The 22,687-nt window shown below is 52.6% G+C and carries 17 protein-coding genes; 9 read left to right on the top strand and 8 right to left on the bottom strand.

Annotated features, from left to right (window positions below; all coding sequences use genetic code 11):
- Positions 1-97: 97 nt before the first annotated feature.
- Positions 98-1,306 carry an ABC transporter permease gene (locus tag MKJ04_RS22860; protein ID WP_241641195.1) on the bottom strand — a complete coding sequence of 403 codons (1,209 nt, stop codon included), beginning with the start codon at positions 1,304-1,306 and terminating at the stop codon, positions 98-100.
- A gap of 33 nt (positions 1,307-1,339) precedes the next feature.
- Between MKJ04_RS22860 and MKJ04_RS08640 the strand changes: the two genes are divergently transcribed.
- The 3 genes from MKJ04_RS08640 to MKJ04_RS08630 all read left to right on the top strand — a co-directional run bounded on the left by MKJ04_RS08640 (position 1,340) and on the right by MKJ04_RS08630 (position 4,191).
- On the top strand, positions 1,340-2,605 hold the full coding sequence (locus tag MKJ04_RS08640) for an exo-beta-N-acetylmuramidase NamZ domain-containing protein (protein ID WP_241641194.1): 1,266 nt from the start codon (positions 1,340-1,342) through the stop codon (positions 2,603-2,605).
- Positions 2,606-2,607: 2 nt separating this feature from the next.
- Positions 2,608-3,534, top strand: a complete 927-nt coding sequence (fmt, locus tag MKJ04_RS08635; RefSeq protein WP_241641193.1) for a methionyl-tRNA formyltransferase — start codon at positions 2,608-2,610, stop codon at positions 3,532-3,534.
- 171 nt (positions 3,535-3,705) lie between these two features.
- Positions 3,706-4,191, top strand: a complete 486-nt coding sequence (locus tag MKJ04_RS08630) for a dihydrofolate reductase (protein WP_241641192.1) — start codon at positions 3,706-3,708, stop codon at positions 4,189-4,191.
- Between the two features lie 84 nt (positions 4,192-4,275).
- Here MKJ04_RS08630 and MKJ04_RS08625 read toward each other — a convergent pair whose 3' ends face one another.
- Together MKJ04_RS08625 and MKJ04_RS08620 are read right to left on the bottom strand one after the other, a co-directional pair.
- Positions 4,276-9,318 carry a C25 family cysteine peptidase gene (locus tag MKJ04_RS08625; protein ID WP_241641191.1) on the bottom strand — a complete coding sequence of 1,681 codons (5,043 nt, stop codon included), beginning with the start codon at positions 9,316-9,318 and terminating at the stop codon, positions 4,276-4,278.
- 39 nt (positions 9,319-9,357) lie between these two features.
- Positions 9,358-10,446 (bottom strand): PorV/PorQ family protein, encoded by a 1,089-nt coding sequence (locus MKJ04_RS08620; RefSeq protein ID WP_241641190.1) that lies wholly within the window; start codon positions 10,444-10,446, stop codon positions 9,358-9,360.
- A gap of 283 nt (positions 10,447-10,729) precedes the next feature.
- Here MKJ04_RS08620 and MKJ04_RS08615 point away from each other — a divergent pair, with 283 nt between their 5' ends.
- Complete coding sequence (locus tag MKJ04_RS08615) at positions 10,730-11,074, top strand: PadR family transcriptional regulator (protein WP_241641189.1); 345 nt, start codon at positions 10,730-10,732, stop codon at positions 11,072-11,074.
- Positions 11,071-13,599: a PspC domain-containing protein gene (locus MKJ04_RS08610; protein ID WP_241641188.1), complete on the top strand. Its 2,529-nt coding sequence runs from the start codon at positions 11,071-11,073 to the stop codon at positions 13,597-13,599. Before MKJ04_RS08615 ends, MKJ04_RS08610 begins: the two co-directional genes overlap by 4 nt.
- Before the next feature lie 142 nt (positions 13,600-13,741).
- Here MKJ04_RS08610 and MKJ04_RS08605 read toward each other — a convergent pair whose 3' ends face one another.
- The 3 genes from MKJ04_RS08605 to mce form a co-directional block, all read right to left on the bottom strand.
- Positions 13,742-15,169, bottom strand: a complete 1,428-nt coding sequence (locus tag MKJ04_RS08605; RefSeq protein ID WP_241641187.1) for a CCA tRNA nucleotidyltransferase — start codon at positions 15,167-15,169, stop codon at positions 13,742-13,744.
- A gap of 269 nt (positions 15,170-15,438) precedes the next feature.
- Positions 15,439-16,011 (bottom strand): L-threonylcarbamoyladenylate synthase, encoded by a 573-nt coding sequence (locus tag MKJ04_RS08600; RefSeq protein WP_241641186.1) that lies wholly within the window; start codon positions 16,009-16,011, stop codon positions 15,439-15,441.
- Positions 16,012-16,158: 147 nt separating this feature from the next.
- The gene (mce, locus tag MKJ04_RS08595; protein WP_241641185.1) at positions 16,159-16,560 is read right to left on the bottom strand and encodes a methylmalonyl-CoA epimerase; all 402 of its coding nucleotides are present in this window, start codon (positions 16,558-16,560) and stop codon (positions 16,159-16,161) included.
- 115 nt (positions 16,561-16,675) lie between these two features.
- Here mce and MKJ04_RS08590 point away from each other — a divergent pair, with 115 nt between their 5' ends.
- The 4 genes from MKJ04_RS08590 (at position 16,676) to MKJ04_RS08575 (ending at position 19,173) form a co-directional block, all read left to right on the top strand.
- Complete coding sequence (locus tag MKJ04_RS08590) at positions 16,676-17,890, top strand: IscS subfamily cysteine desulfurase (protein WP_241641184.1); 1,215 nt, start codon at positions 16,676-16,678, stop codon at positions 17,888-17,890.
- 105 nt (positions 17,891-17,995) lie between these two features.
- On the top strand, positions 17,996-18,409 hold the full coding sequence (gene iscU, locus MKJ04_RS08585) for a Fe-S cluster assembly scaffold IscU (RefSeq protein ID WP_241641183.1): 414 nt from the start codon (positions 17,996-17,998) through the stop codon (positions 18,407-18,409).
- Between the two features lie 13 nt (positions 18,410-18,422).
- Positions 18,423-18,833 (top strand): hypothetical protein, encoded by a 411-nt coding sequence (locus MKJ04_RS08580; protein WP_241641182.1) that lies wholly within the window; start codon positions 18,423-18,425, stop codon positions 18,831-18,833.
- 13 nt (positions 18,834-18,846) lie between these two features.
- Positions 18,847-19,173, top strand: a complete 327-nt coding sequence (locus MKJ04_RS08575) for a HesB/IscA family protein (RefSeq protein ID WP_241641181.1) — start codon at positions 18,847-18,849, stop codon at positions 19,171-19,173.
- A gap of 79 nt (positions 19,174-19,252) precedes the next feature.
- Here MKJ04_RS08575 and MKJ04_RS08570 read toward each other — a convergent pair whose 3' ends face one another.
- On the bottom strand, positions 19,253-20,557 hold the full coding sequence (locus MKJ04_RS08570; RefSeq protein WP_241641180.1) for a T9SS type A sorting domain-containing protein: 1,305 nt from the start codon (positions 20,555-20,557) through the stop codon (positions 19,253-19,255).
- Between the two features lie 221 nt (positions 20,558-20,778).
- On the bottom strand, positions 20,779-22,674 hold the full coding sequence (locus MKJ04_RS08565; protein WP_241641179.1) for an amidophosphoribosyltransferase: 1,896 nt from the start codon (positions 22,672-22,674) through the stop codon (positions 20,779-20,781).
- Positions 22,675-22,687 lie beyond the last annotated feature (13 nt).

Genomic DNA, 22,687 nt, shown 5'->3' with positions numbered 1-22,687 from the left:
GCCTTGCTGCACTTGTATATATAATACACCCGCTCCTTTCAGTTACTGCCCCCACCAACTAACAATTCAACAATGCAGCAATTGAACAATTCTTCACCTAATCAAACTTGATCGCCTTGACGGGTTTGATGCGGGAAACCATGGCGGCAGGTATGAGGATGGCCAGCATGGTGAGCAGCAGCGTGATGGCGTTCAGCCCAATGATGATGCCTGGGTTCCAGCTGATCGGCACGCGGTCCATGTAATAGTTCTCCGGGTCGAGGGGTATGATTTTAAAGTAATACTGGATAGCGCAAAAGCCCAGGCCCAGCACGTTGCCCCAGATCAGGCCCTTGATCGTGAGTTTGAGGCCGCGGAAGTAAAACACTTCCCTGATCTGCGCGTCGGTCGCACCTACGGCCTTCAGCACACCGATCATGTTGATGCGCTCGATGATCATGATAAACACCGTAGACACCATGTTAAACGAGGCCACGAAAATAATGAGCACCAGGAAGATGACTACGTTTTTGCGGAGCAGCTTCAGCCAGTCGAACAGCTGCGCGTGCCGGTCCGTTATCTTTTCGAGTTGCAGGTCGTAGTGCATCTGGTCGAACACCTGGTCTGCCGTCTGGTCAATCTGGTCAAAATCCTTCAGCACAATCTCCACACCGCCCACCAGCGTGTCGGGCCAGTTGTTGAGCTCGCGCACCAGTTTCAAATCCCCGATCACGAACACTTCGTCAAACTCCTCCAGCCCTGTGTTGAAAATGCCTTTCACCTGCAGCTTCCGGGCGCGCGGCGGGTTCTGGATAAAGTAGAAAATCGCCTCGTCGCCAACCCCCAGGTGCAGCTTATTGGCCACACTCTGGCTGATGAGCACTTCTTTGGATGATGCCGTGTCGGAATACGAGACAAGCCCGCCCGCCAGCAGGTTCTGCTTCATTGCGCTCATGTCGTAGTCCTGCCCCACGCCTTTCAGCACCACGCCCAGCACCTCGTCTTCGGTTTTGATGATGGCAGTCTTGCGGGCAAAGGCCTGAATTTTCTGGATGCCGGGGATAGAATCGGTCACGCCAATGTTCATGCTGATCGGCGCACCCTCGTAGGAGTTGTTGGTGTCATAGCGGCTCACCTGCAGGTGCGCGCCAAACGAAAAAATCTTCTGCCTGATCTCATCGCGGAAGCCATCCAGAATGGCAAATGAAACGATCATGATCGCAATGCCCGCAGCTATGCTGATTATTGCTATTTTTGTAACCGACGAGGTAAACGAGCCGGCCTGCACTTCTGAGATTTTATCGGATATGTATCTGGAGATATTCACTCGCCTTGTTTCTTAACAGCCTTAAAGATAGGTATGAATTTTGACTTCTGCCTCATGACTATGACACAGCCCATGCTTCTACTCTTCACCTCCATTTTGCTTGCCCTCGGCAACTGCGCCCCAAAGCAAGCTCCCCACACTGCCACACAGCCAGTTCAGGTTTTGGAAACCCCCAAGCCTGAACCGATTGCCGCGCAAAAGGCAAAGCCATTACAGACTGGGGCCGAGCAAGTTGAGCTATACCTCCCACAACTGAAAGGCAAGCGCGTGGGCCTGATCGTCAACCAGACCTCAGTGGTAGGCCAAACGCATTTAGTGGATACCTTATTGAGCCGGGGCGTGGACGTGGTCACGATTTTTGCACCGGAACACGGGTTTCGGGGCGAGGCTGACGCCGGCGCCCACGTGAAAGACGCCAAAGATATCCGCACCGGGTTGCCTATCGTGTCGCTGTACGGCAAAAACAAGAAACCGTCGGCAGAGCAGCTGAAGAACCTGGATGTGCTCGTGTTCGACATTCAGGATGTGGGCGTGCGCTTTTATACCTATATCAGCACGATGCATTACGTGATGGAGGCCGCCGCCGAGAACAAGAAGCCCATACTGGTGCTGGACCGCCCAAACCCCAACGGGCATTACGTGGACGGACCGGTGCTGGAGAAAGCGCACCAGTCGTTTGTGGGCATGCACCCCATCCCGATCGTGCACGGCCTGACAGTGGGCGAGCTGGCGGAGATGATAAACGGCGAGAAGTGGCTGGAGGGCCAGCGGCAGGCAGACCTGACGGTGGTGCCCGTCGCAAATTATACCCACAACACGGCTTATATCCTCCCGGTAAAGCCATCCCCGAATCTCCCAAACGCGCAGGCGATTACGCTATACCCCTCGCTTTGTTTGTTTGAGGGCACCAACGTGAGCGTGGGGCGCGGAACGCCCACGCCTTTTCAGGTGATCGGAAGCCCCTACTACACCGACAAGGGGTATTCCTTTACCCCGGAAAGTACCCCCGGCGCCACGAATCCTCCCTACAAAGGGCAGGTATGCTATGGCATGAACCTGACAGCACCCGCTAAGGCACAGCCCTTCACGCTGGCATACCTGCTGAAGATGTATAAGCAATCAACCGAGCAAGACAAGTTCTTCAACAGCTTTTTCGAGAAGCTGGCGGGTACCGCTCAGCTGCGTGAGCAGATTAAGGCAGGCAAGTCAGAGGCTGAGATCCGCGCCAGTTGGGAGCCTGCCCTTTCGGATTACAAGAACCTCCGTAAGCAGTATCTGCTATACCCCGAAAAGAATTAACCATGAAACAAGACTTACGCATCGTGTTTATGGGCACGCCCGACTTTGCCGTGCCTACCCTGCAAACACTTGTCGAGCATCAGTATAACGTGGTGGCAGTCATCACGGCCCCGGACAAGCCCGCAGGCCGTGGCCAAAAGCTGCAGCAATCGCCGGTGAAGGAGTACGCCATGGCGCAAAACATCCCGGTGCTGCAACCCACCAACCTGAAATCAGAGGCTTTCCTGGACGAGCTGCGCGGGTATAAAGCCAACCTGCAAATCATCGTGGCTTTCCGGATGCTGCCCGAAGTGGTATGGGCGATGCCGGAGTTGGGCTCTTTCAACATACACGGTTCGCTGCTGCCGCAATACCGCGGGGCGGCCCCCATCAACTGGGCCATCATCAACGGCGAAAATGAGACTGGCGTCACCTCCTTTTTCCTCAAGCACGAGATCGATACCGGCGACCTGATTTTCCAGGAGCGCGTGCCGATTTTGGAAGAAGATGACTTTGGGACGATGTATGAGAAGCTGAAGTATACCGGAGCAGAATTGGCTCTGCGCACGGTGCAGGCCATCGAACGCAACGAGGTGCAGCCACAGCCGCAGGTTACATCCACCGAAACCAGGCATGCGCCAAAGATCTTTAAAGACACCTGCGAGATCAACTGGAACCAGCCAGCCCATCAGGTGCGCGACTTTATCCGGGGCCTCAGCCCATACCCTGCCGCCTGGACGCGCCTTAACGGTAAAACCTTCAAGATTTTCAAAGCGGAGGTGCTGGAGAACACGGCCTATGCCCTGGCACCCGGCCAGATCCAGACGGACAACAAAACGTTCCTGCACGTGCAGACCGCTGCCGGTGCCCTGGCCCTGCATGACCTGCAGATGGAAGGCAAGAAACGGATGCCGGTGCAGGACTTGCTAAGGGGGTACAAATTTCTTTAATTGTTAAATTGCCTGATGGCTACATAACTGATTTGTAGTTGCTAACTGAAATTGGCTATATAGATTTCATATATACCGCTTTTATACCACAAGCAGGCACCGCAACCACCAGCTATACCGGCCTTAAATCACCATTTAACCATCCAACCATTCAACCAGATAACCATTCATATGATAGCAATCGTTGTAGCCGCTGCCGAGAACAATGTCATCGGGAAAGACAATGGGCTGATTTGGCACCTCCCAGCCGACCTGCGGCATTTTAAGCAAATCACGATGGGGCACCCGATGGTGATGGGCCGCAAAACCTACGAGTCGATTGGCCAGCCCCTGCCCGGCCGCACCTCTATCATCGTCACCTCGCAGCCGGATTTCGCAGCGGAGGGATGTCTGGTGGCGCACTCCCTACAGGAGGGCCTCACACAGGCAAAACAGCTGGACGAGGAAGTGTGTATTATCGGCGGAGGGGAGATTTTCCGGCAGGCACTGCCACTTACCGACACGATTTACCTGACGCGGGTGCATCATACCTTTGAGGGCGATGTATTTTTCCCGGAGTTGGATGAGGCCGTATGGGAAACCGTGGAGGAAGAGCACCATGCGCCGGATGACAAAAACAAGTTCAGCTATACTTTCCTCAAGCTCCGTCGAAAATAAAACCGGGCTCAGGTTCATCTCTGGATAAAAAGGAAGGGGCAGCCACGACGGCTGCCCCTTCCTTTTTATCCAGAGATGGGTTTGTTACCGCAGGATGTATAGCTTGCCATACCCGTTCTTGAAGGCTTTATCGCCGAAGGTGTTGCGGTGCTTCATTTCCTCGTCGATTTTGCTCATCACCACGCGGTATAGGTATACGCCGTTCGCCAGCCTGTCGCCATACGTGTCGGTGCCATCCCAGGCATACTCCGTCTTGTTGTTGCCAATGCGCAGCGGGCCAAGTTCCTCCTTCATTATTTCCTTCACCACTTTGCCGGTCACGGTCAGTACCTGGATTTTCATGTGCTCCGGAACAGTGCTGCCGGTTAGCGTGAAGATGAAGTTGGTTTTGGTGGAGAATGGATTCGGGAACGGGTAAAAGTTCGTGACGCTCGCCTCGCTCACCACCTCAAAGCCGATTCGGTAGGGCGATATGCCCGAAGCCTTGCCAGACGCATCGCGCGCGCGCACCTCCATGGCATACTTGCCATCCAGCAGTTTCGTGGGTTTATACTCCAGCCTGAAATCGTTTTGTGCTGTGGCCACGGTATAGCTTACCTCCTGCGGATTGTTGAGCAGCGACACTTCCTGCTCCTGCCCTTCTGGCGTGATCAGGATCAGCGACATGGACGCAGGATCCTGTAGAAAAACATTCTGGTTCTCGTCTTTCACCGTCACGCTTATCAGCGGGCTCGGCGAAATCAGGTCGCCGTCCAGGATGTGCACCCCATCAAACGCCACATCCATAACCGGGTGCAGCTTCGACTTCACGCTAAACCCTACCTCGTATATGTTATTAAAGTAATGCTGCTCCGGCTGCACCCTCGGGTTCACGTATAGGCTGACCTTGTAATTACCGTCCAGCGCTAGCGTAGGCATATCGTAGGTAAACATGACCGTTTCATTGGCTTCCACTGCCTTAATCTTGAACCGCGTCACTGTTGGCTGAATGCCATCACCCGTAACGTTTACCTCCACCACCACTGAGTCGCGGAAGGCTGTCTGCGAGATGTTTTGGAAAGCCATGGGTAGCGAGATATTTCCTCTCGCGGCCTGCGCCGTCAGTATTTCACTGTTCACGTTCACAAGGTCTGGCCGCACGACACCCTCGGGCACGCCTTCGTAGTACACAAACCACTCTTTTAATTGAGGGGCCGATCGCGCCGTAGAGTCCGACACAAAAGCAGAAAGCCTCAGATTAGGGTATACGCTTGCATCGATAGCGGCAAGGTCCATGGCCTTTTTATCAACGTCAGGGAGCAGCAGCGTTTCTTTGCCCAGTGTGTCAATGCCGATTACGCCCAGTTTATACCGATCGTCCCCACCCTTGTACTTCTCGATGTTGTGGTATAGCGTTCCCCACTGGAGCGCAGGTCCTATGGCCACAGAAGTCAGCGTACCGGCAGCCCTGGTAGAGTTAAGCGTAACATCCATGGAAATGCTCTGGGAGGCAACCGGCGTGGGGTCGTCCACAGCGGCTGTTTTCTCTTCCACAGTTCCCACAGCCGCGCCTTTGCGCCCCACGATGCCAAAAGGAGCCCCCGTTACCAGGTTATCGATCAAGGCAGAGCCAATGCTTCGGAACGCGGCCTTCACATCGCTCGGAAAAGTGCTGAAGGGCACCTTGTTTATACTGATGGCAGCCACATGGTATCCGTCAGGCACAGCCCCTAAAAAGTTTTTTAGCTTCGTGACGTTTGCCGCTTTGGACAAGTCTCCGGTATCAAACAAAAACGGGATATCTGTACAAAAGCTTATGCCGGGCAATGTCGTAACAGGCTCAAGGGAATATTTATCAAAAACGACCAGGTAGATGCGGGAAAGGGCACTGCCAGTCGGGTTGCCGCAAGGCCCCCACAACTGTTGGACCTCATTCAGGAACAGGCCGTAAGGTGAGTCTGCAAACCGGGTATTCCCGCCCACCGTTTTGATGCTGAGATGCGTGTTGATCGGGGAGAATTGCCAATTTCTGTTTTGGGCAGACAGTGAGTCTAAGCCCGTTGTTTTCACGCTTTGCAGCTGCGCATAATGACTTTGGGACCATCCTCCCTTCGCGCCGGAAACATGCCTGAAAGAGCTTGACGTCCAGATGGTGTCTTCCCCGGCTTCGTACTCGGTAAAACGGGCGCGCCAGTAATACACCACGCTATCAACAGAAGTGACGGGCAGCGTTGTTTCCCACACGGGAAGTATGGTGTTGGCCACCGTCTGAGACCGGCGGAGCGGGCTATTGAAGGCACTGGTGGTGTCAAGTTCAAAATAGAAGTTCTGGTTGTCGCGCAGCACGGTGGCCTGCACAGCCAGTTTCACGTTGGCTGCGCCCACAATGCTATAGTTGGCAGGGTATACCGTGGCCAGGCCGCTTATCGGGAAGAAGTGCTGGAAGCTAACGGTATTGTTGTCTTCATTCAGCTCCTCCACTGCGTTGGGCCCGTCCAGTGTGATCTCAAAAGTGTTCATCCCCAAGGCGGTAACGCCTTTGTTTGGCACCTTCAACGTCACTCTCCTCCCCTTTATAATCGCATCAACCTGCATACTGTCCTGCAGCAGCACAGTGTTGTCTGCCAGCTTTCTTTTCACCGTAATATAAATTGGGTCGGTGATGGCTTTGCCCAGATTATCGACATCGAAGCTTATCTTGAAGGAGTCTGCCGAGGCTGTCACCAGGCTTCCGTCCAACCCTGTCAGCTCAAAGCCGCTTTCTTTCAGCACATAGTCTGGCTTGCTTGGGTTATATGGCTTCAGGGCCGGGTCGCCCTGGAGTGCCATTTCCAAAACCATCGCCGTGGCTAGGTCGCTGGTTGTTACCTGTGTCACGCGCCGGATGGTCTCCTTCTGCACTTCACCCAGTGTGGTGCCGTAAAACTGCGGCTCCTGAAAGGCAACATTATAAAAATAGTTCGAGTACAGGTTTAGGTAATTCGGATACCCCACGTCCACGTGCGCGATCAGTGAAACTGCGCCTTTGTCGGGTGTCTTCAGCCAGTCTTCCCCGAAAGAGATATAATTGGGCACAAAGGCGTTTCCGGCATTGCATCCATTCATCAGCATCAGGGGGTATTTCCCTTTATTATTGTAATTGTTGACAGCGCTTGAGACATAACCGATGTCCAGGTCAGTGGTGCCCGGTGAGCTATGCCCAAAGAAGGTAAGCAACGAGATGCCTTTGTTGATTTGCTCAGACACGTTAATTGTCTCCACAACCTCACTCACATTCTGCCTGTACTTCTCTACCACATGGGCGCCAACCAAAGGCCCTTCCGCAATACGGGTATAATCTTTCAGGTAATTTGATATCTGGTTGATTTCGCTGGTGGTTTTGCCGCCGCCCAACTGCAACACGTTTTTGCGCCAGGCTTCTCCCTCGCCCGCCGCCTCATACTCTTTCACCTTATTCAGGTAAGCCATGATCTCCTCTGGCTTCGTGACGGAAAGTCTCCCTGTAGGTACTCTGGGGACATAGGAGTTGTTCCTGAAATCGGCAGAGAAAACAATATCGGATGAGGGCACTATCCCTGTTGGCACAAGGTCTAGTTCATATACCTTCGGGTGTCGCGCTCCAACTTGATAATAACTGAATTTCCCTGGATAATGTGTAAAATAGTAATCTTGATCAGCGTACCTTACTCCTTTTCCAATTATGAACAGCTGCGGAGCCCGGGTAGAAGTCCCCATATACCGCACCATCCGGCGGATGGCATTGGAAGAGAATTCCCCATAGTGAAACAGGTTTACCACCTGCTCCATGCTGAATAGCACTGTGTCATACCCTCCTCCCGCAGCCGACGCACGATAGGCAGCGTACGCTTGCGGCGCTGGCAGTTGGCTGCCGCTTACTACCTTCATCAAGCGTTTGTTAGTCAAGACAATATAATTATATACATTGGGATCAATAGATCTAAACCTTACTCCGCCTCTACCTACCTTTGCAGGTTTGAAAGGCCTGGTACTATCCGAGATAAACAATTTATGAGTTCGGCCATCCTGAACTTCAACCACAAACCCCTTTCCTATACCATCGGTGCCCCCTTCCACCCGAACCGGAACGTATGGGTCCGTGATATCGTAGGCGACAGCAGTGGCTGGCGTGCCAGCAAGTTTATAGTATGGGCTGGCTCCTCTTGTTGAATCCGTGAAAATGGACATGGCCGCGCCAACAAACGTCGGCTTCTGTGGATAGGTCAGCACACCGTAAGTAAAACTCACCCTATTGTTGCCGGAGGCCGCCTTAACAGGAACAAGTTGAAGGATAAACTTACCCTGCGCAGTGATATCAGAGAACTCTACTTTCTTTCGATCCCGGGCAAAAGCAGAAAAGTCATACTCAAAATAGCCGATGTTTCTCGAGCCTGTAGGCGCAAGCACATTTACATTCAGCTTATGAAATTCCTGATCGGCACCTACTGTTGCGTATTCTAAGAAAGGCTTGGGGCCGCTCTGCTCTACATTGAGGATGCCAGTGATTTCATAGTTCCTGGGGTTAATGGAGTAGTGTGAAAAATAACCCTCTCCAGTATCCATCCATGGCATCCGTGTCAGGTTATTATTTGCATCATATAACTTCCCAAAGTTAAAGCGGTCGGCGTTTACGTATACCGCCTTCTGCAGGTGGTATGGCTCCGGTGTGCGCCCGGTAACTGCTGGGTTAGACTCGCGCATGCGCTTGCCGCCGGCTGCGTTCACCGTCAGGAAATAGGCAGCGGTGTCGGTATACAGGCTGTAGAGCTGGTGTATCTGGTGGTCGGGGTTTTTGTACAACTCCCTATCTAAAGCTCCGTCGTTGCGCTCTCCGTAAAACTCCACGTAGTCCTGGCCATCCAGCCTGCCATCGGCCTCTCCGGCCACGTATACAGCCACCTCTTTGCCTCTGCGGAAAAGCTGCAAGTGCTGGGGGTTCACGCTGCGCAGCCCCAGACTGTCCAGAAACCCGTAGCTGAGGCGGTGCATGCCTGTGTTGACAACGCTGATCTTGTAATAGGTTTTGGAGTAATCAATCCATTCGTTTCCGTACAGTTCCTGCGCCTGCGCACTGCCCGCCGCAAAAACGGACAGGAGCAAAGAAAAGGCAAGTAAAAGTCGCTTCATCATATACTATTGTAATTCTAAGGGGCTTTCGCGAAGCTGTTGTTATTTATCGAATGAATATGCCAGAGAGACAATCACAGAGGAGGTGTTGGTGCCGCCCACCGCATTGCTCTCGCTATTGTTTACCCTGGACAAGGCCAGATCCAGGCTAAGGCCAGCCGTTTTTATACCCACGCCGAAGTTAGGCTGCAGCCGCTTGGCGGTGCTTCCATCAAAGCTTGTGGTTTCCTGGTAGTTGTTGATGCCGCCCCGCACGAAAACGGTACTGGCATAAGCCAGTTCCAGGCCCACATGCGGATCCATGGACACCACGTCAGACTTCAGCCACACGTTTCGTTTGCCGTCGAAGGTAAAGTCGAGGTCAGCGGCCAGTAGGGCAGAGAGTTTGTCGGTAACATCAAACGTTCGCCCGAGGCCCAGCACCACGCGCGGCAACGTAAGCTCTGCGGTGTTCTCCGGCAGGTCGTTCCCGGTTTGCCGGTAGGCCTCTTCGAGGGCCTCCACGTTGTGCGTCCAGGCGGTAAAGGTGGTGGTAATGTCCTTGGCCATCAGGCCAAACTGCCAGTTGCCGCGCTGCAGCTGCGCCCCCGCGTCCACGCCGAAGCCATAGGCATTGGCAAACTCGCCCACATTGCGGTAGATGATTTTGGCACTGGCTCCCAGCGTCAGGCCACGCACCAGGTTGCTGCGGCGGGCATAAGACAACAGCATGGCATAATCGGCCACTGAAAAGAACCGGATGCTGTCGTACTGGATATAGCCATACTCGTTCTGCAGGCGGCGCGTGTCCGCAATATCGTCCACACCCAGCCGGATGACGGAAACCGCCAGGGCGCTGTTGGTATCGAGGGGCATGGCAAAGCTGGCGAAGTCGTTTTTGGCGATGCCCGCGAAAAGCTCCGAGTGCATGAGACTGACATTATACTTGTTCTGGAGCCGCAGCAAGCCTGCCGGGTTCCAGTAGCCGGCGGTGGCATCGTTGGTAATGGCCGCCTGCACATTGCCCATACCCAGCGCCCGCCCTCCCACGCCAATGTTCAGGAACTCATTGCTGTACTTAGGTGTGGCCACCTGCGCCGTGGCCGCCGACCAGACCAAAAGCATTAGCGCGGCCATAAAGGCAAATCTCATCTTATAAAAGCGTTTAGGGGATTGCATCCGAAAAAAATAAAAATGTACTCTTTTGATATCGCTCAAAACCATGCTGACAGCCCTTAATTACCGCAGCAACACAGCATTAGGCATTTTAGTTGTCGTGCAAGGCAATAAATTTATATTCAAAAATACTGATAAATAAAGATAAACCCAGACCAAGCCAACTAATATGGCAAACAAGCGTAATTATTTTTATACAGTACCTTGCGTTACATAGTACCTTATTATATATTTGCCTCAACATTATAACGGAATCATCATGAAAGTAGAAAACACACAAGTGCAGATGCGGAAGGGAATTCTGGAGTTCTGCATCCTGGAGATTATCTCTCGTGGTGAAGTATATGCGTCCGATATGTTGGAAGAGCTGACAGCGGCCAGGATGATCGTTGTGGAGGGTACGCTCTACCCTTTGCTCACCCGCCTCAAAAACGCGTTGCTTCTCGACTACAACTGGGTAGAGTCGACCTCGGGGCCGCCACGCAAATACTATACCCTTACCGATACCGGACGCGAGTTCTTAGAGCAGCTCCGCCTAACCTGGTCCGACCTAGTTGCCTCCACTGATTACATTATCCAAAACAAGAAAGCGCAGCAATTATGAAAAAGAACATAAGCATCAACTTGCAAGGCATCATCTTCCATATCGAAGAGGATGGCTATGAGCAGCTCAGCAGATACCTTGCCTCCATCAGAACCTATTTTTCTACTTATGAAGGACACGAGGAAATCGTAGAGGACATCGAGGCGCGCATCGCCGAGATTTTCTCCGCGCGGCTCTCTCCGGGCAAGCAGGTTATCTCCAAGGAAGACGTGGAGTACCTGACGGCGCGCATGGGCAGTGTTTCGGATTTTGAGGTGCTGGGTGCTATGGAAGAGGAAATCCCCAACCCGCAAGCCGGGCCGCGCGCCTCCGCGCCGCACGATACCTATACCACTTCCGATACTTCCTCCGCCGGCCCTCGCAGGCTATTCCGCGACGTTAACCGCAAGGTGGTCGCGGGCGTGTCGGCTGGCCTGGCCAATTACCTGAACGTCGACCCGCTCTGGATCAGGCTGTTCTTCGTGCTGTTTGTGCTGCTGGGCATCATCTCGGCAGGTATTTCCGCCGCAATGGGCGTTGTGCTGTATGTGGTGCTCTGGATTGCCATGCCCGAGAACGCCCAGCTGCCCGAGACGAACGCCAAAAAGCTGTTCCGCGACCCGGAAGACAAGAAACTGGCCGGTGTGGCGAGCGGTATCGCCAAATACTTCGGTGTCGACGTGTCTGTGGTGCGCATCCTGTTTCTGGTGTCGATCTTTCTCGGCGGCTTTGGCGTGATCGCCTATATCGTGCTTTGGGTGTCAATGCCCGAAGCCGTTACCCTGACGGAGCGCATGCAGATGCAGGGCGACCCCGTGACACTGGTGGGTATAGAGAAGACCCTGAAAGACAACCTGAACATGAAGGACAGCAACGGGGAGGAAACACCGTTGGCAAAAGTTATCCTGCTGCCTATCCGCCTGATCTCCCAGCTCTTCAGCTGGCTTGGCACTGCCCTGGGGCCATTGCTGGCTTTCCTGATTACGGCGATCCGGATTGGCGCGGGCGTTATCCTGCTGGTGGTATCCATCGGGTTGACCATCGCCCTGTTCTCCACACTTTTTGTTGCCCTTGGTTTAGTTGATGAGTCTCAATATCTTGTTTTAGGTGATTTTCCGGCCTCCGTGCTTCTCGGGGGCTTTCCCAGGCTCGGACTGGTGGCAGGTTTTTTTGTAGGGATGATTCCGCTTCTGTTACTGATCATACTGGCAGTGAGCCTGCTCGTGAAGCGCATCTTCCTGCGCCCGATACTAGGCTGGTCGATGTTTGGGGTATGGCTGGTGAGTTTGTTTACGATGGCCGCCACCATCGGCATGCATACCACGAACTTCCGCCGCACCGGCGAAGTGATCACCTCCAAAACCATACCGGTGGCTCCATACAGCACCCTTACCCTGGATGCATATGATACCAATACCCTGGATTCATATGATACCAACCGAGGCGAATATCGGGTTTACTTTGATGTGCGGGGCCACAGCGGCAGCAACGTGGAGATCATTCAGCGCGCCGAGGCAAAGGGCCGCACAGAGGATGAGGCCAAGCAAAATGCCCGCATGATCTCGTACCGGGTGCTACAGCAGGACTCTGTGCTGCGCTTCGATAACAACTACGAGTTTAAGAGAGACGCCAAGTTTCGCCATCAGGAGCTGAGTATTACCATCGTGCTGCCGCAGAACAAGCCGCTGCGCCTGACGCGCGGATTCACCTACTTGCTGCCGAGCGCCTCGTTTGCCCAGAACTACAGCACCGATAAGATTGTGCGCAACACCTGGCAGGCAAACGGCAACCAGCTCGAGTGCCTTACCTGCGCCACCGACACCCTGGACACAGACGAACCCGACGAAAACAGCCTCCGCATGGACCTGAGGGAAAACGTTTTGCGTGGCAGCGTGTTGCTAGATGACGACGAATACAGCAAAAACAGCAAATCCTTCGACTTTGACAACTTCAGTGAGGTAAACGTGAGTGGGCCATACCATGTGCAACTTTTGCAGGGCAATAGCTACAGCGTGCGCGTGCGGAGCGATGACAAAGGCTTGCGCCGCACGAAAGTGGAGAAGCTGGGGCAGGAGTTGCGCATCGGCTACACCGAAAAAGACATTAATCTGTTCGAGCACAACCCAGTGTTGATCCAGATCGTGGCTCCCGATTTCCGCCAAATTGAGCTGAGCGGCGCCATCAAGGCCGACATTGGCACCATCCAATCCGACGAGCTGCGCCTCAACTTTTCCGGGGCCATCAAGTCCATCGCCGACCTGAACGTGCGCAACCTGAAGGTAGACATCTCCGGAGCGTGCATCAGCGAGTTTAGAGGCCAGGCCGAGAACTTTGAGCTGGATGCCACAGGCGCCGGCATGGTGGATGCCGAGGATCTGAAGGCCACCTCGGTGGATGCCGACGTGACAGGTGCCAGCGTGGCGGAGGTATACGCCACCACCAAGCTTCGCGCCCAGGCCTCCGGGGCCAGCCGCATCACCTACAAAGGCAACCCCTCCGACACTGTCATCGACAGCAGCGGCCCGAGCAGCGTTAAACGACGCTAAAGACACTGCACCCTTACACTATACTATATGGCGGGCAATAGCCAACTAAAAGCCCGCCATACCTATACCCGCCACTAGTACAAAATAAAACTAATATACTAAATTGCTAATGCTTGCGTTTCCCTTCTAAATGAGGTTTGTTTTAGTTGTTTGATGAGTGCCCTTGGCGAAGCCCCATTTCCTTGCCTTTTTCCAAAAGGTAGGCGAAGGCTTCGTCAAACTCATTTCGCACTTTCCCTTCCAGTATCGCCTCTGTCAGCACCTCTTTTAGCTCGCCCACGGTTTTGGAGGGCTTCAGATCGAAGGTCTCCATAATCACCTCGCCAGTAATAACAGGTTGAAAATTGCGCATTTTATCGCTTTCCTCCACCTCAACTAGCCGTTTCTCTACCTTGTCGAAATTCTGCAGGTAGCGTTTTACCTTGTTGTCGTTTTTGGAGGTGATGTCGGCGCGGCAAAGTGCCATCAGGGCATCCACGTCATCCCCGGCCTCAAACAGAAGCCTCCGGATGGCGGAGTCGGTTACCGTGTCCTTTACCAGCGCAATGGGACGCAGATGCAGTCGCACGAGTTTCTGCACCAGTTTCATATGCTCATTTAAAGGCAGCTTCAGGTCTTTAAACAGCTTGGGCACCATGCGCGCGCCCCGGTCCTCGTGGCCATGAAACGTCCATCCTACCTTGGGCGAGTAGCGCTTGGTGTCGGGCTTGGCAATGTCGTGCATGATGGCCGCCCAGCGCAGCCAAAGGTCATCCGACACCTGTGCCACATTGTCGAGCACCTGCAGGGTATGGTAAAAGTTGTCTTTGTGCGAGTTTCCGTTTATGGTCTCCACGCCCTGCAGCTCCGTCATTTTCGGGAAGACAAGCTGCAGCAGCCCCGACACAAACAGCAGCTTAAAGCCGTAGCTCGGGGTTGGGGAAAGGATGATCTTGTTCAGTTCGTCGGTGATGCGCTCCTGCGACACGATTTTGATGCGCTCCTTGTTTTCCGTGATGGCGTCGAAGGTATCCGGGTCGATGTCGAAGCCAAGCTGTGAGGCGAATCGAATGGCGCGCATCATGCGCAGCGGGTCGTCCGAAAAGGTGATGCCCGGCTCCAGGGGCGTTCGGATAATCTTGCGCTTCATGTCCTTTACTCCGCCAAACTCGTCAATCAGCCCACCGTAATTCTGCTTGTTCAGGCTGATGCCCAGCGCGTTGATAGTAAAGTCGCGCCGCTTCAGGTCGTCGTCGAGCGTGCCCTGCTCCACCTCCGGCTTGCGCGAGTGCTCCCGGTACGACTCCTTGCGGGCGCCCACAAACTCCACCTCCCACTCATCGGCGCGCAGCATGGCCGTCCCGAAGTTTTTAAAGATGGCCACTTTAGGCCGATGTGGCAGTTTCTGGGCCACCATCGCCGCAAGGGCAATGCCATCACCCACGCACACAATGTCTATATCCTTGGAGGGGCGCTTGAGCACGAGGTCGCGCACAAACCCACCGATCACATAGGCGTCGGTGCCCAGTTCGGCTGCTGCTTCAGCTATCACATTAAATATAGGGTGCTCCGGGAGTTCTGCTTTATCCATCTTTAAAATAAAAAAACCTCAGGCAGCCGTGGCGCAGCCTGAGGTGTAAAATTAAGGGAATACCTTTTCAATTACGAATTACAAGTCCCGAATTACAAACCAACGGCTCTATACAGGGCTTTCAATCGTGCAGAAAGGGTCTTGAACGGGCATTGGGTATGTATAGTCTAGTCGCGTTAGGTATGATGCAGGTATGGATAAGCTCCCTTTAAGGTGTCTATGCCACCTGCTATACCCGGTATGGCAGAACAGCATCAGACCCTGCACACCTAATCGCGCAGCACTTGCTGGCCTCCATCCGGGTTGATTTTGACGATGCGGGAAGGCTGTGCATCCATCGCGTCCTCCTGTCGCCAGTTCACTATATAATCCACCCGCGTCTTTATTTCCTCGGATACGTCTGCGAACGATTTTGGCGCGGGCTCTCCGCTGATATTGGCAGAGGTGGACACCAAAGGCCTGCTTATCTGCCGGATGAGGCGGTGGCAGAACGGGTCTTTGGTTACACGAATGGCTACGGTGCCGTCTTCTGCCAGCAACTCCTTCGGCAGATTTTTCGGGTTAGAGAAAACATAGGTAGTGGGGCGTTCCTGCTCTTCGGCCACATGTTCAAAATCGGCTGGCAGCGCCTGCACGTAATGCAGCAGCATTTGCTGGTCGGCCACCAGCAGAATCATGGCTTTGGATGGGTTGCGTTCCTTTAGCTTCACGATTTTTTGCACTGCCGCTATGTTCTCCGCATCACAGCCAATGCCCCAAACAGTATCGGTGGGGTATAAAATCACGTTGCCCAGCAGTACTTCCTCTTCTGCCGCCTGCACTGCATTTATGAGCTGTTTCATTCTAATTGTTGATTGAAAGTTATTAATAGGTGATTGTTAGTAGTCAGTTGATAGTCAAAATTACCTGTTCGCTATACTTGTTTCAGAATATTACGGAATACGAGTCATTCTAAACCACAAAACAATTAACCATCAACAACTAACAATCTATTTAATCTCCTGCGTCAGTTCTATCAGCACACCGTTGGCGCTCTTGGGGTGCACGAAACACACCAGCTTGTTATCTGCGCCTTTTTTTGGCGCTTCGCTTAGCAGCGTAAACCCTTCCTGCTTCAGGCGCTCCATCTCCTGGAGTATATCCTCCACCTCAAAGGCGATGTGATGGATGCCCTCTCCCCGCTTCTGGATGAATTTTGTGATGGCGCTGTCCTCGGAGGTTCCCTCCAGCAGCTCAATCTTTGTGTCGCCAACTTTGAAGAAAGAGGTGTTTACGTTCTCCGAAGGAACAAACTCTGCCTTATATGGTTCTACCCCCAGAAGTTTAAAATATAGGGCGTTTGCCTCGCTGAAATTTTTCACGGCGATGCCTATATGTTCTACGTTGCGCATTTTCAATTTGTAATTAGTCTAAGTAAGGTTTTTTTATTAATTTTGCGTTGCATTCAAAACTAATAATTTCTTTCAACTGTTTACAAAACAGACTATAAATAGATAAAACAGTGCTATGCTTACACTACCTATATACCTGGACAACAATGCCACTACGCCATTAGACCCGCGTGTGCTTGACGCTATGCTGCCTTACATGACAAACATGTTCGGTAACGCAGCTTCTCGCAACCACGCGTTTGGCTGGCAGGCTGAAGAAGCCGTAGATTATGCCCGTGAGCAGATCTCCGCGCTGATCAACTGTTCTCCAAAAGAGATTATCTTTACCTCTGGTGCCACAGAGTCAGACAACCTGGCAATTAAAGGGGTGTACGAAATGTATGCTTCGAAAGGCGACCATATCATTACGGTTACCACTGAGCACAAAGCGGTACTGGACACTTGCAAGCACATTGAGAAAATCGGCGGGAAGGTAACTTACCTGCAGGTGAACAGAGAAGGCCTGATTGACCTGAAAGAACTAGAGGATGCGATCACGGACAAGACGATCCTTATCTCGATCATGTATGCCAATAACGAGATGGGTGTGATTCAGCCAATTCGTGACATATCTGCTATCGCTAAGAAGCATGGCGTCCTGTTTTTTACAGATGCTACGCAGGCGGTAGGTAAAATTCCGGTGGACGTTGAAGCGGATGGCATTGACCTGATGGCTTTCTCGGCACACAAAATGTACGGCCCGAAAGGTGTAGGCGCTTTGTATGTGCGTCGTAAGAACCCACGTGTAAAGGTAACTGCCCAAATGGATGGCGGTGGCCACGAGCGCGGCATGCGCTCCGGCACACTCAACGTACCGGGTATTGTTGGTCTTGGCAAAGCTGCCGAGCTGGCAAAGCAGGACATGGCCTCAGACACGGCCCGTATCTCCGCCATGCGCGACCGCCTGGAGAAAGAACTGACGACAATTGAAGAGTCTTATGTAAACGGCTCTGTTGAGCACCGTCTGCCGCACGTATCCAATATCTCGTTTACCTATGTAGAAGGTGAAGGCTTGATGATGGGCGTGAAAGACCTGGCCGTTTCCTCTGGATCTGCCTGTACATCAGCCTCTTTAGAGCCATCTTACGTACTAAAGGCATTGGGCCTGAGCGATGACCTGGCGCACTCTTCCCTGCGTTTCGGCCTCAGCCGCTTCACTACAGACGAAGAGATTGATTACGCCATCGGTCACGTAAAAGAGGCTGTTGCCAAGCTTCGTGAACTATCCCCGCTATGGGAGATGTTCAAAGAGGGCATCGACCTGAACTCTATCGAGTGGTCGGAACATTAATAATTACGAATTAGAAATTACGAATTGTGCTGGTAAAGCCGACTTCGTAGTTTCTAATTCATAATTGTAAATTCATAATTTGTAATTCGTAATTAAAATACAGCTATGGCTTATTCAGATAAAGTAATTGATCATTACAGCAACCCGCGTAACGTGGGCACGCTTGATAAATCTAAAGCAAGTGTGGGTACTGGCCTTGTTGGCGCCCCTGAGTGTGGCGACGTAATGCGCCTCCAGATCGAGGTAGACGAGAACCAGATCATCACAGACGCTAAGTTCAAGACATTTGGTTGCGGCTCTGCTATCGCATCTTCTTCTTTGGCTACAGAGTGGCTGAAGGGCAAGTCTGTGGACGAGGCCCTGACTATTGACAACATGGCCATTGTGGAAGAGCTGGCTCTGCCGCCGGTAAAAATTCACTGCTCTGTTCTGGCTGAGGATGCTATCAAATCTGCTATCAACGACTATAGAGTAAAGAACGGCCTTCCTGCTTTGGAAATGCCGAAATCGCACCACTAAGACAGTAGACTCAATGGAGTCAAACAACACCGATGTGCACGTTGAGAGTGCACGCATTCAAAAGCAGATTGAAAGCCACTTAGGAATAAGCGGCAACAGTCTGCTTTTTGAATTCAGGCATATTGACAACAAAGAGCGCCTCGACCTGATCACGGTAAATCCGCGTCACCACCAATCGTTCCTGTTTCATTCAGAGATCGGCTACGACCGGGTAGAAGCCCTGCGCAAAATGCTGGCATACGTGCAGAATTACCGCGACGAGGAGAGCTCCTATACCGTGCAATGGATATCGCGCGACAACAAGGAGCTGAACACCTCTTACTTTAGGGCACGCAATATGTATGAGGCACTCGATAAATTATACTATGGCCGAGACGTCAACACCATCACTGTGTTTAGTGTGGTGCTGAACCCAGTCTCCTAAAATCACAGATGTTATGATCACAGTTTCAGATAAAGCAAAAGAAAAGGTAATAAAGCTGAAGCAGGATGCTGCGCTGGACGACACATTCCGCTTGCGCGCTTCTGTTGCCGGTGGTGGCTGCTCAGGCCTTTCCTATAACCTGGACTTCGATGACGAGGTGAAACCCATGGATCAGGAGTTTGAGGACAAAGGTGTGAAAGTGGTAGTGGACATGAAAAGCTTTTTATACCTGGCTGGCACAGAGCTCGATTTCTCTGACGGCCTGAACGGTAAAGGCTTTTACTTCAACAACCCAAACGCTACCCGCACCTGCGGCTGCGGCGACAGCTTCTCGGTATAAGTTTTATACCAGACAATTTCTAAAAAGGAAGGCCACGCTAAATAGCATGGCCTTCCTTTTTGGTGTATATATAGCGCGTTTACCTTTTCAAAAAGCGCGTTGTCTTTCTTTTTCCTTGTTCATCCAGCAATACCAGCACATACGTTCCTGAGTCTAAATTCCGGACATCTACCGTAGCTTGCAGTATGGCGGAATTGAGCGGTTGCCGGATCAGCCTTTTCCCCACCATATCCAGCACAAGCATCTCTTTCATACCATCCGGTTGTGCCAGATCTATCTGCAGATAATCAGAAGTAACCGTGGGGTATACTTTGGTAATTGCTACGCCTGCTGCCCGCTCCACGGCCACCACCCGCGAATAGGTATAGCTACTGTCGCCATCCACCTGCTTCAGCCTGTAATAGGTTGTTCCATCCAGAGGCTGCATATCCGAAAAGGAGTAGGAAGTTTCCTGGCTGGTGGTGCCTTTGCCAGCTACTTTCGCTATTCCATCAAAGGTCTGCCCGTTTGTACTGCGCTCAATCAGGAAGTGATCGTTGTTCTTTTCAGATGCTGTGAGCCACTCCAGCACCACGGCGGCGCCTCTGTTATAGGCAGTGAAACGTGCCAATTCCACAGGCAGCACCACAGCTGGCGCATCAGCTTCCTCCACACTCCAGGTCATGGCGAAGTCATCAATCGCCAGCCCATGGTCTGCCTCCAAATCATCCCAGTCTTTCCAGCGCAGCATCATATAATGCCCGTTGGGGATATTCACGGCCAGAACAGCCGACAGAAATTTGCGGTTTGCAGCCGCATTGCCATCCAGGGCCTTCCCTTCCGTATAAAAATGCGGGCTTTTGAAATCCAGATCCGGGTATGGGATCCAGCCGTCGTCTGACTTGGGAGAAAGCTTGAAAGAGGCTTTGTCGCTGCTGACAGCATAATAGAAAGAGGTTCTGTGCTCGCCGGCAGTCTTGTTGGAAATGCGCCACTGCTCGCCATAAAAACTCACCGTGATAAAATTGATGGTGCCTCCCGTGTTGTTCTGCAACAGCAAGCCCCAGGCAAATTCCCCGGCGTTCAGAGAGCTTTGCGCGCCTAACGCACGCTCAGAAGAGCCAGTTGCGCCAAAGCTGTATAGGTTTCCCGCGACGACATTACCGGGACTGATGGCAATGCTGTTGGTTGACTTGGTGCGCTGCACATACCAACCGTCCAGATAAGTGGAGGTTCCGTTCTCCCATACCCCGTCTTTTGTGGCAGGCAACGCATCGAAATTCTGTGCGTAACTGGTCTTGGTTTTCTCCATACTCACCTGGGCCAGTGAAGCCTGAGAAAATAGTGCTGCATTCAGGCACAAAGCCATACCTACATGGCTCACCCGCGTAAAAAGTTTGTTCATTAGTGCAATTTGGCTTAGGTATAAAAGATATGATTTTGAAGTTATTTTTAACTTTATCAATAATTTATAGAGTCTAAACCTGACAAAACTTTTTATAGTTCAAATAAATAAAACAATTTTACTGAGATCATTTTTATCACTATTTCGCACAAAAAAAAGCGCCTGCCCTGACATGTGTCAGAGCAGGCGCTCTAGAAAAATTCACTTTTAATAGGTATGCTCTAATAGGCCCTGGCCAGCTTATTCTCCATAAAGTTCATGAAAGCACGGTTCACAACGCCCGTACCGCCGGGGGTAGGATAGTTTCCGGTAAAGTACCAGTCACCTTTGTGGTTCGGGCAGGCAAGGTGCAGGTCCTCGATGCGCTGGTAAATCACCTGCACTTCGGCATTCACATCCGGGGCCTTCACAATTTCAGATACCTTGGCCGAAAGCTCATCCGCAGTGAACATATCGTACAGTTCCTGCACGTAGTTCGACTCCTTGAAAGCGGGCGTGCCCGCAAACGCAGCGCACTTCTCGTATACCTCCTCTGCCTTAAAGTACAGGTTACGATCTTTCAGGAGAGCCATTAACGCCCTAAAGGCCACAAACTCTTTCATGCGCGACATATCGATGCCGTAGCAATCGGGGTACCGGATCTGCGGCGCGCACGACACGATGATGATCTTCTTGGGCTCCAGCTTATCCAGCATCTTGATGATGCTCTTCTCCAGCGTGGTGCCGCGCACAATCGAGTCGTCCAGCACGACCAGGGTATCGATGCCCTTTTTCACCACCTCATACGTGGTGTCATACACGTGCGTCACCAGATCGTCGCGGCTGTCGTTGTCGGAGATGAAAGTGCGTAGCTTCACGTCCTTGATCACCAGCTTCTCGGCGCGGGGCTTAAACTGCAGGATATCGTCCAGTTGCTCCTCGGTCAGGTTCTGGTTCAGGATGGCTTTTTTGCGGTAATCGCGCAGGTGGCTCTCAATGCCTTTCATCATCCCCAGCCAGGAGGTCTCGGCTGTGTTGGGGATGTAAGAGAACACCGTGTTTTTGAGGTCGTAATTGATGGCGTCCAGAATTTGCGGGCAGAGCAGCTTGCCCATGTTCTTCCGCTCGTTGTAAATTTCCGGGTCGTTGCCTCTGGAGAAATAGATCCGCTCGAAGCTGCAGGAGAGTTTCTCGCGCGGCTCGGTCACCTGGATATGCTTCGGGTTTCCGGCTTTGTCCACAATCAGGGCATAGCCGGGGTTAATCTCCTTAATCTCGCTGTAGTCAATGTCGAAGGCTGTCTTGATGGCGGGCTTCTCAGAGGCCACCACTACTACCTCGTCGTCCATGTAGTAATAGGCCGGGCGGATGCCGTTCGGGTCGCGGAGCACGAAAGAGGCGCCATACCCCGTCAGGCCCACCATAGAGTAGCCGCCGTCGAAGTCGCGGGAGGCACGGCGCAGCACGCGTTGCAGGTCGAGGTTCTCCTCAATCAGCCGCGTGATCTCCTTGTTGGTATAATCGCCCTTTTTATACTCGTCAAACTTCAGCTGGTTCTCCTCATCCAGAAAATGGCCGATTTTCTCGAGCACCGTAATTGTGTCGGTTTTCTGCTTCGGATGCTGGCCCAGTTCAAGCAGTTTCTGGAACTGCTCATCCACGTTGGTCATGTTAAAGTTACCGGCCACTGCCAGGCTGCGGCTGCGCCAGTTGTTCTCGCGCACCATCGGGTGGCAGTTGTCCACGGTGTTTCCGCCGTGCGTGCCGTAGCGCAGGTGCCCCAGGTACACATCCCCCAGGAAAGGCATGTTCTCCCATACCCACTCCGTGTCGTCGGCCCGCTCGGGGTGGTCTTCCTTCAGGGTTTTATACTCCTTGCCGATCTTGCCGAAAATGCTGTCGATGGCACGGGTCTTAACGGAGCGGAAGCGGCTGATGTACTCGATGCCGGGCAGGGCGTTGATTTTGATGCTCGCCACACCGGCACCGTCCTGGCCCCGGTTGTGTTGTTTCTGCATCAACAGGTAAAGCTTGTTGATACCATACATTGGAGTGCCATACTTCTCCACGTAATATTCAATTGGTTTTCGGAGCCTGATTAAGGCAATACCGCATTCGTGCTTTATAGCGTCGCTCATGGGGGCTATTAAA

The sequence above is a fragment of the Pontibacter sp. E15-1 genome, assembly GCF_022601975.1.
Lineage (GTDB): Bacteria > Bacteroidota > Bacteroidia > Cytophagales > Hymenobacteraceae > Pontibacter.
The sequence above is the reverse complement of the archived record's forward strand: the minus strand, read 5'-3'. Positions and strand labels throughout refer to the sequence as shown.

Excerpts from the sequence above, each read along its gene's own strand:
- MKJ04_RS08640 (WP_241641194.1), top strand. The coding sequence starts at position 1,340 with ATGAATTTTGACTTCTGCCTCATGACTATGACACAGCCCATGCTTCTA.
- fmt (WP_241641193.1), top strand. The coding sequence starts at position 2,608 with ATGAAACAAGACTTACGCATCGTGTTTATGGGCACGCCCGACTTTGCC.
- MKJ04_RS08630 (WP_241641192.1), top strand. The coding sequence starts at position 3,706 with ATGATAGCAATCGTTGTAGCCGCTGCCGAGAACAATGTCATCGGGAAA.
- MKJ04_RS08625 (WP_241641191.1), bottom strand. The coding sequence starts at position 9,318 with ATGATGAAGCGACTTTTACTTGCCTTTTCTTTGCTCCTGTCCGTTTTT.
- MKJ04_RS08620 (WP_241641190.1), bottom strand. The coding sequence starts at position 10,446 with ATGAGATTTGCCTTTATGGCCGCGCTAATGCTTTTGGTCTGGTCGGCG.
- MKJ04_RS08615 (WP_241641189.1), top strand. The coding sequence starts at position 10,730 with ATGAAAGTAGAAAACACACAAGTGCAGATGCGGAAGGGAATTCTGGAG.
- MKJ04_RS08610 (WP_241641188.1), top strand. The coding sequence starts at position 11,071 with ATGAAAAAGAACATAAGCATCAACTTGCAAGGCATCATCTTCCATATC.
- MKJ04_RS08605 (WP_241641187.1), bottom strand. The coding sequence starts at position 15,169 with ATGGATAAAGCAGAACTCCCGGAGCACCCTATATTTAATGTGATAGCT.
- MKJ04_RS08600 (WP_241641186.1), bottom strand. The coding sequence starts at position 16,011 with ATGAAACAGCTCATAAATGCAGTGCAGGCGGCAGAAGAGGAAGTACTG.
- mce (WP_241641185.1), bottom strand. The coding sequence starts at position 16,560 with ATGCGCAACGTAGAACATATAGGCATCGCCGTGAAAAATTTCAGCGAG.
- MKJ04_RS08590 (WP_241641184.1), top strand. The coding sequence starts at position 16,676 with ATGCTTACACTACCTATATACCTGGACAACAATGCCACTACGCCATTA.
- iscU (WP_241641183.1), top strand. The coding sequence starts at position 17,996 with ATGGCTTATTCAGATAAAGTAATTGATCATTACAGCAACCCGCGTAAC.
- MKJ04_RS08580 (WP_241641182.1), top strand. The coding sequence starts at position 18,423 with ATGGAGTCAAACAACACCGATGTGCACGTTGAGAGTGCACGCATTCAA.
- MKJ04_RS08575 (WP_241641181.1), top strand. The coding sequence starts at position 18,847 with ATGATCACAGTTTCAGATAAAGCAAAAGAAAAGGTAATAAAGCTGAAG.
- MKJ04_RS08570 (WP_241641180.1), bottom strand. The coding sequence starts at position 20,557 with ATGAACAAACTTTTTACGCGGGTGAGCCATGTAGGTATGGCTTTGTGC.
- MKJ04_RS08565 (WP_241641179.1), bottom strand. The coding sequence starts at position 22,674 with ATGAGCGACGCTATAAAGCACGAATGCGGTATTGCCTTAATCAGGCTC.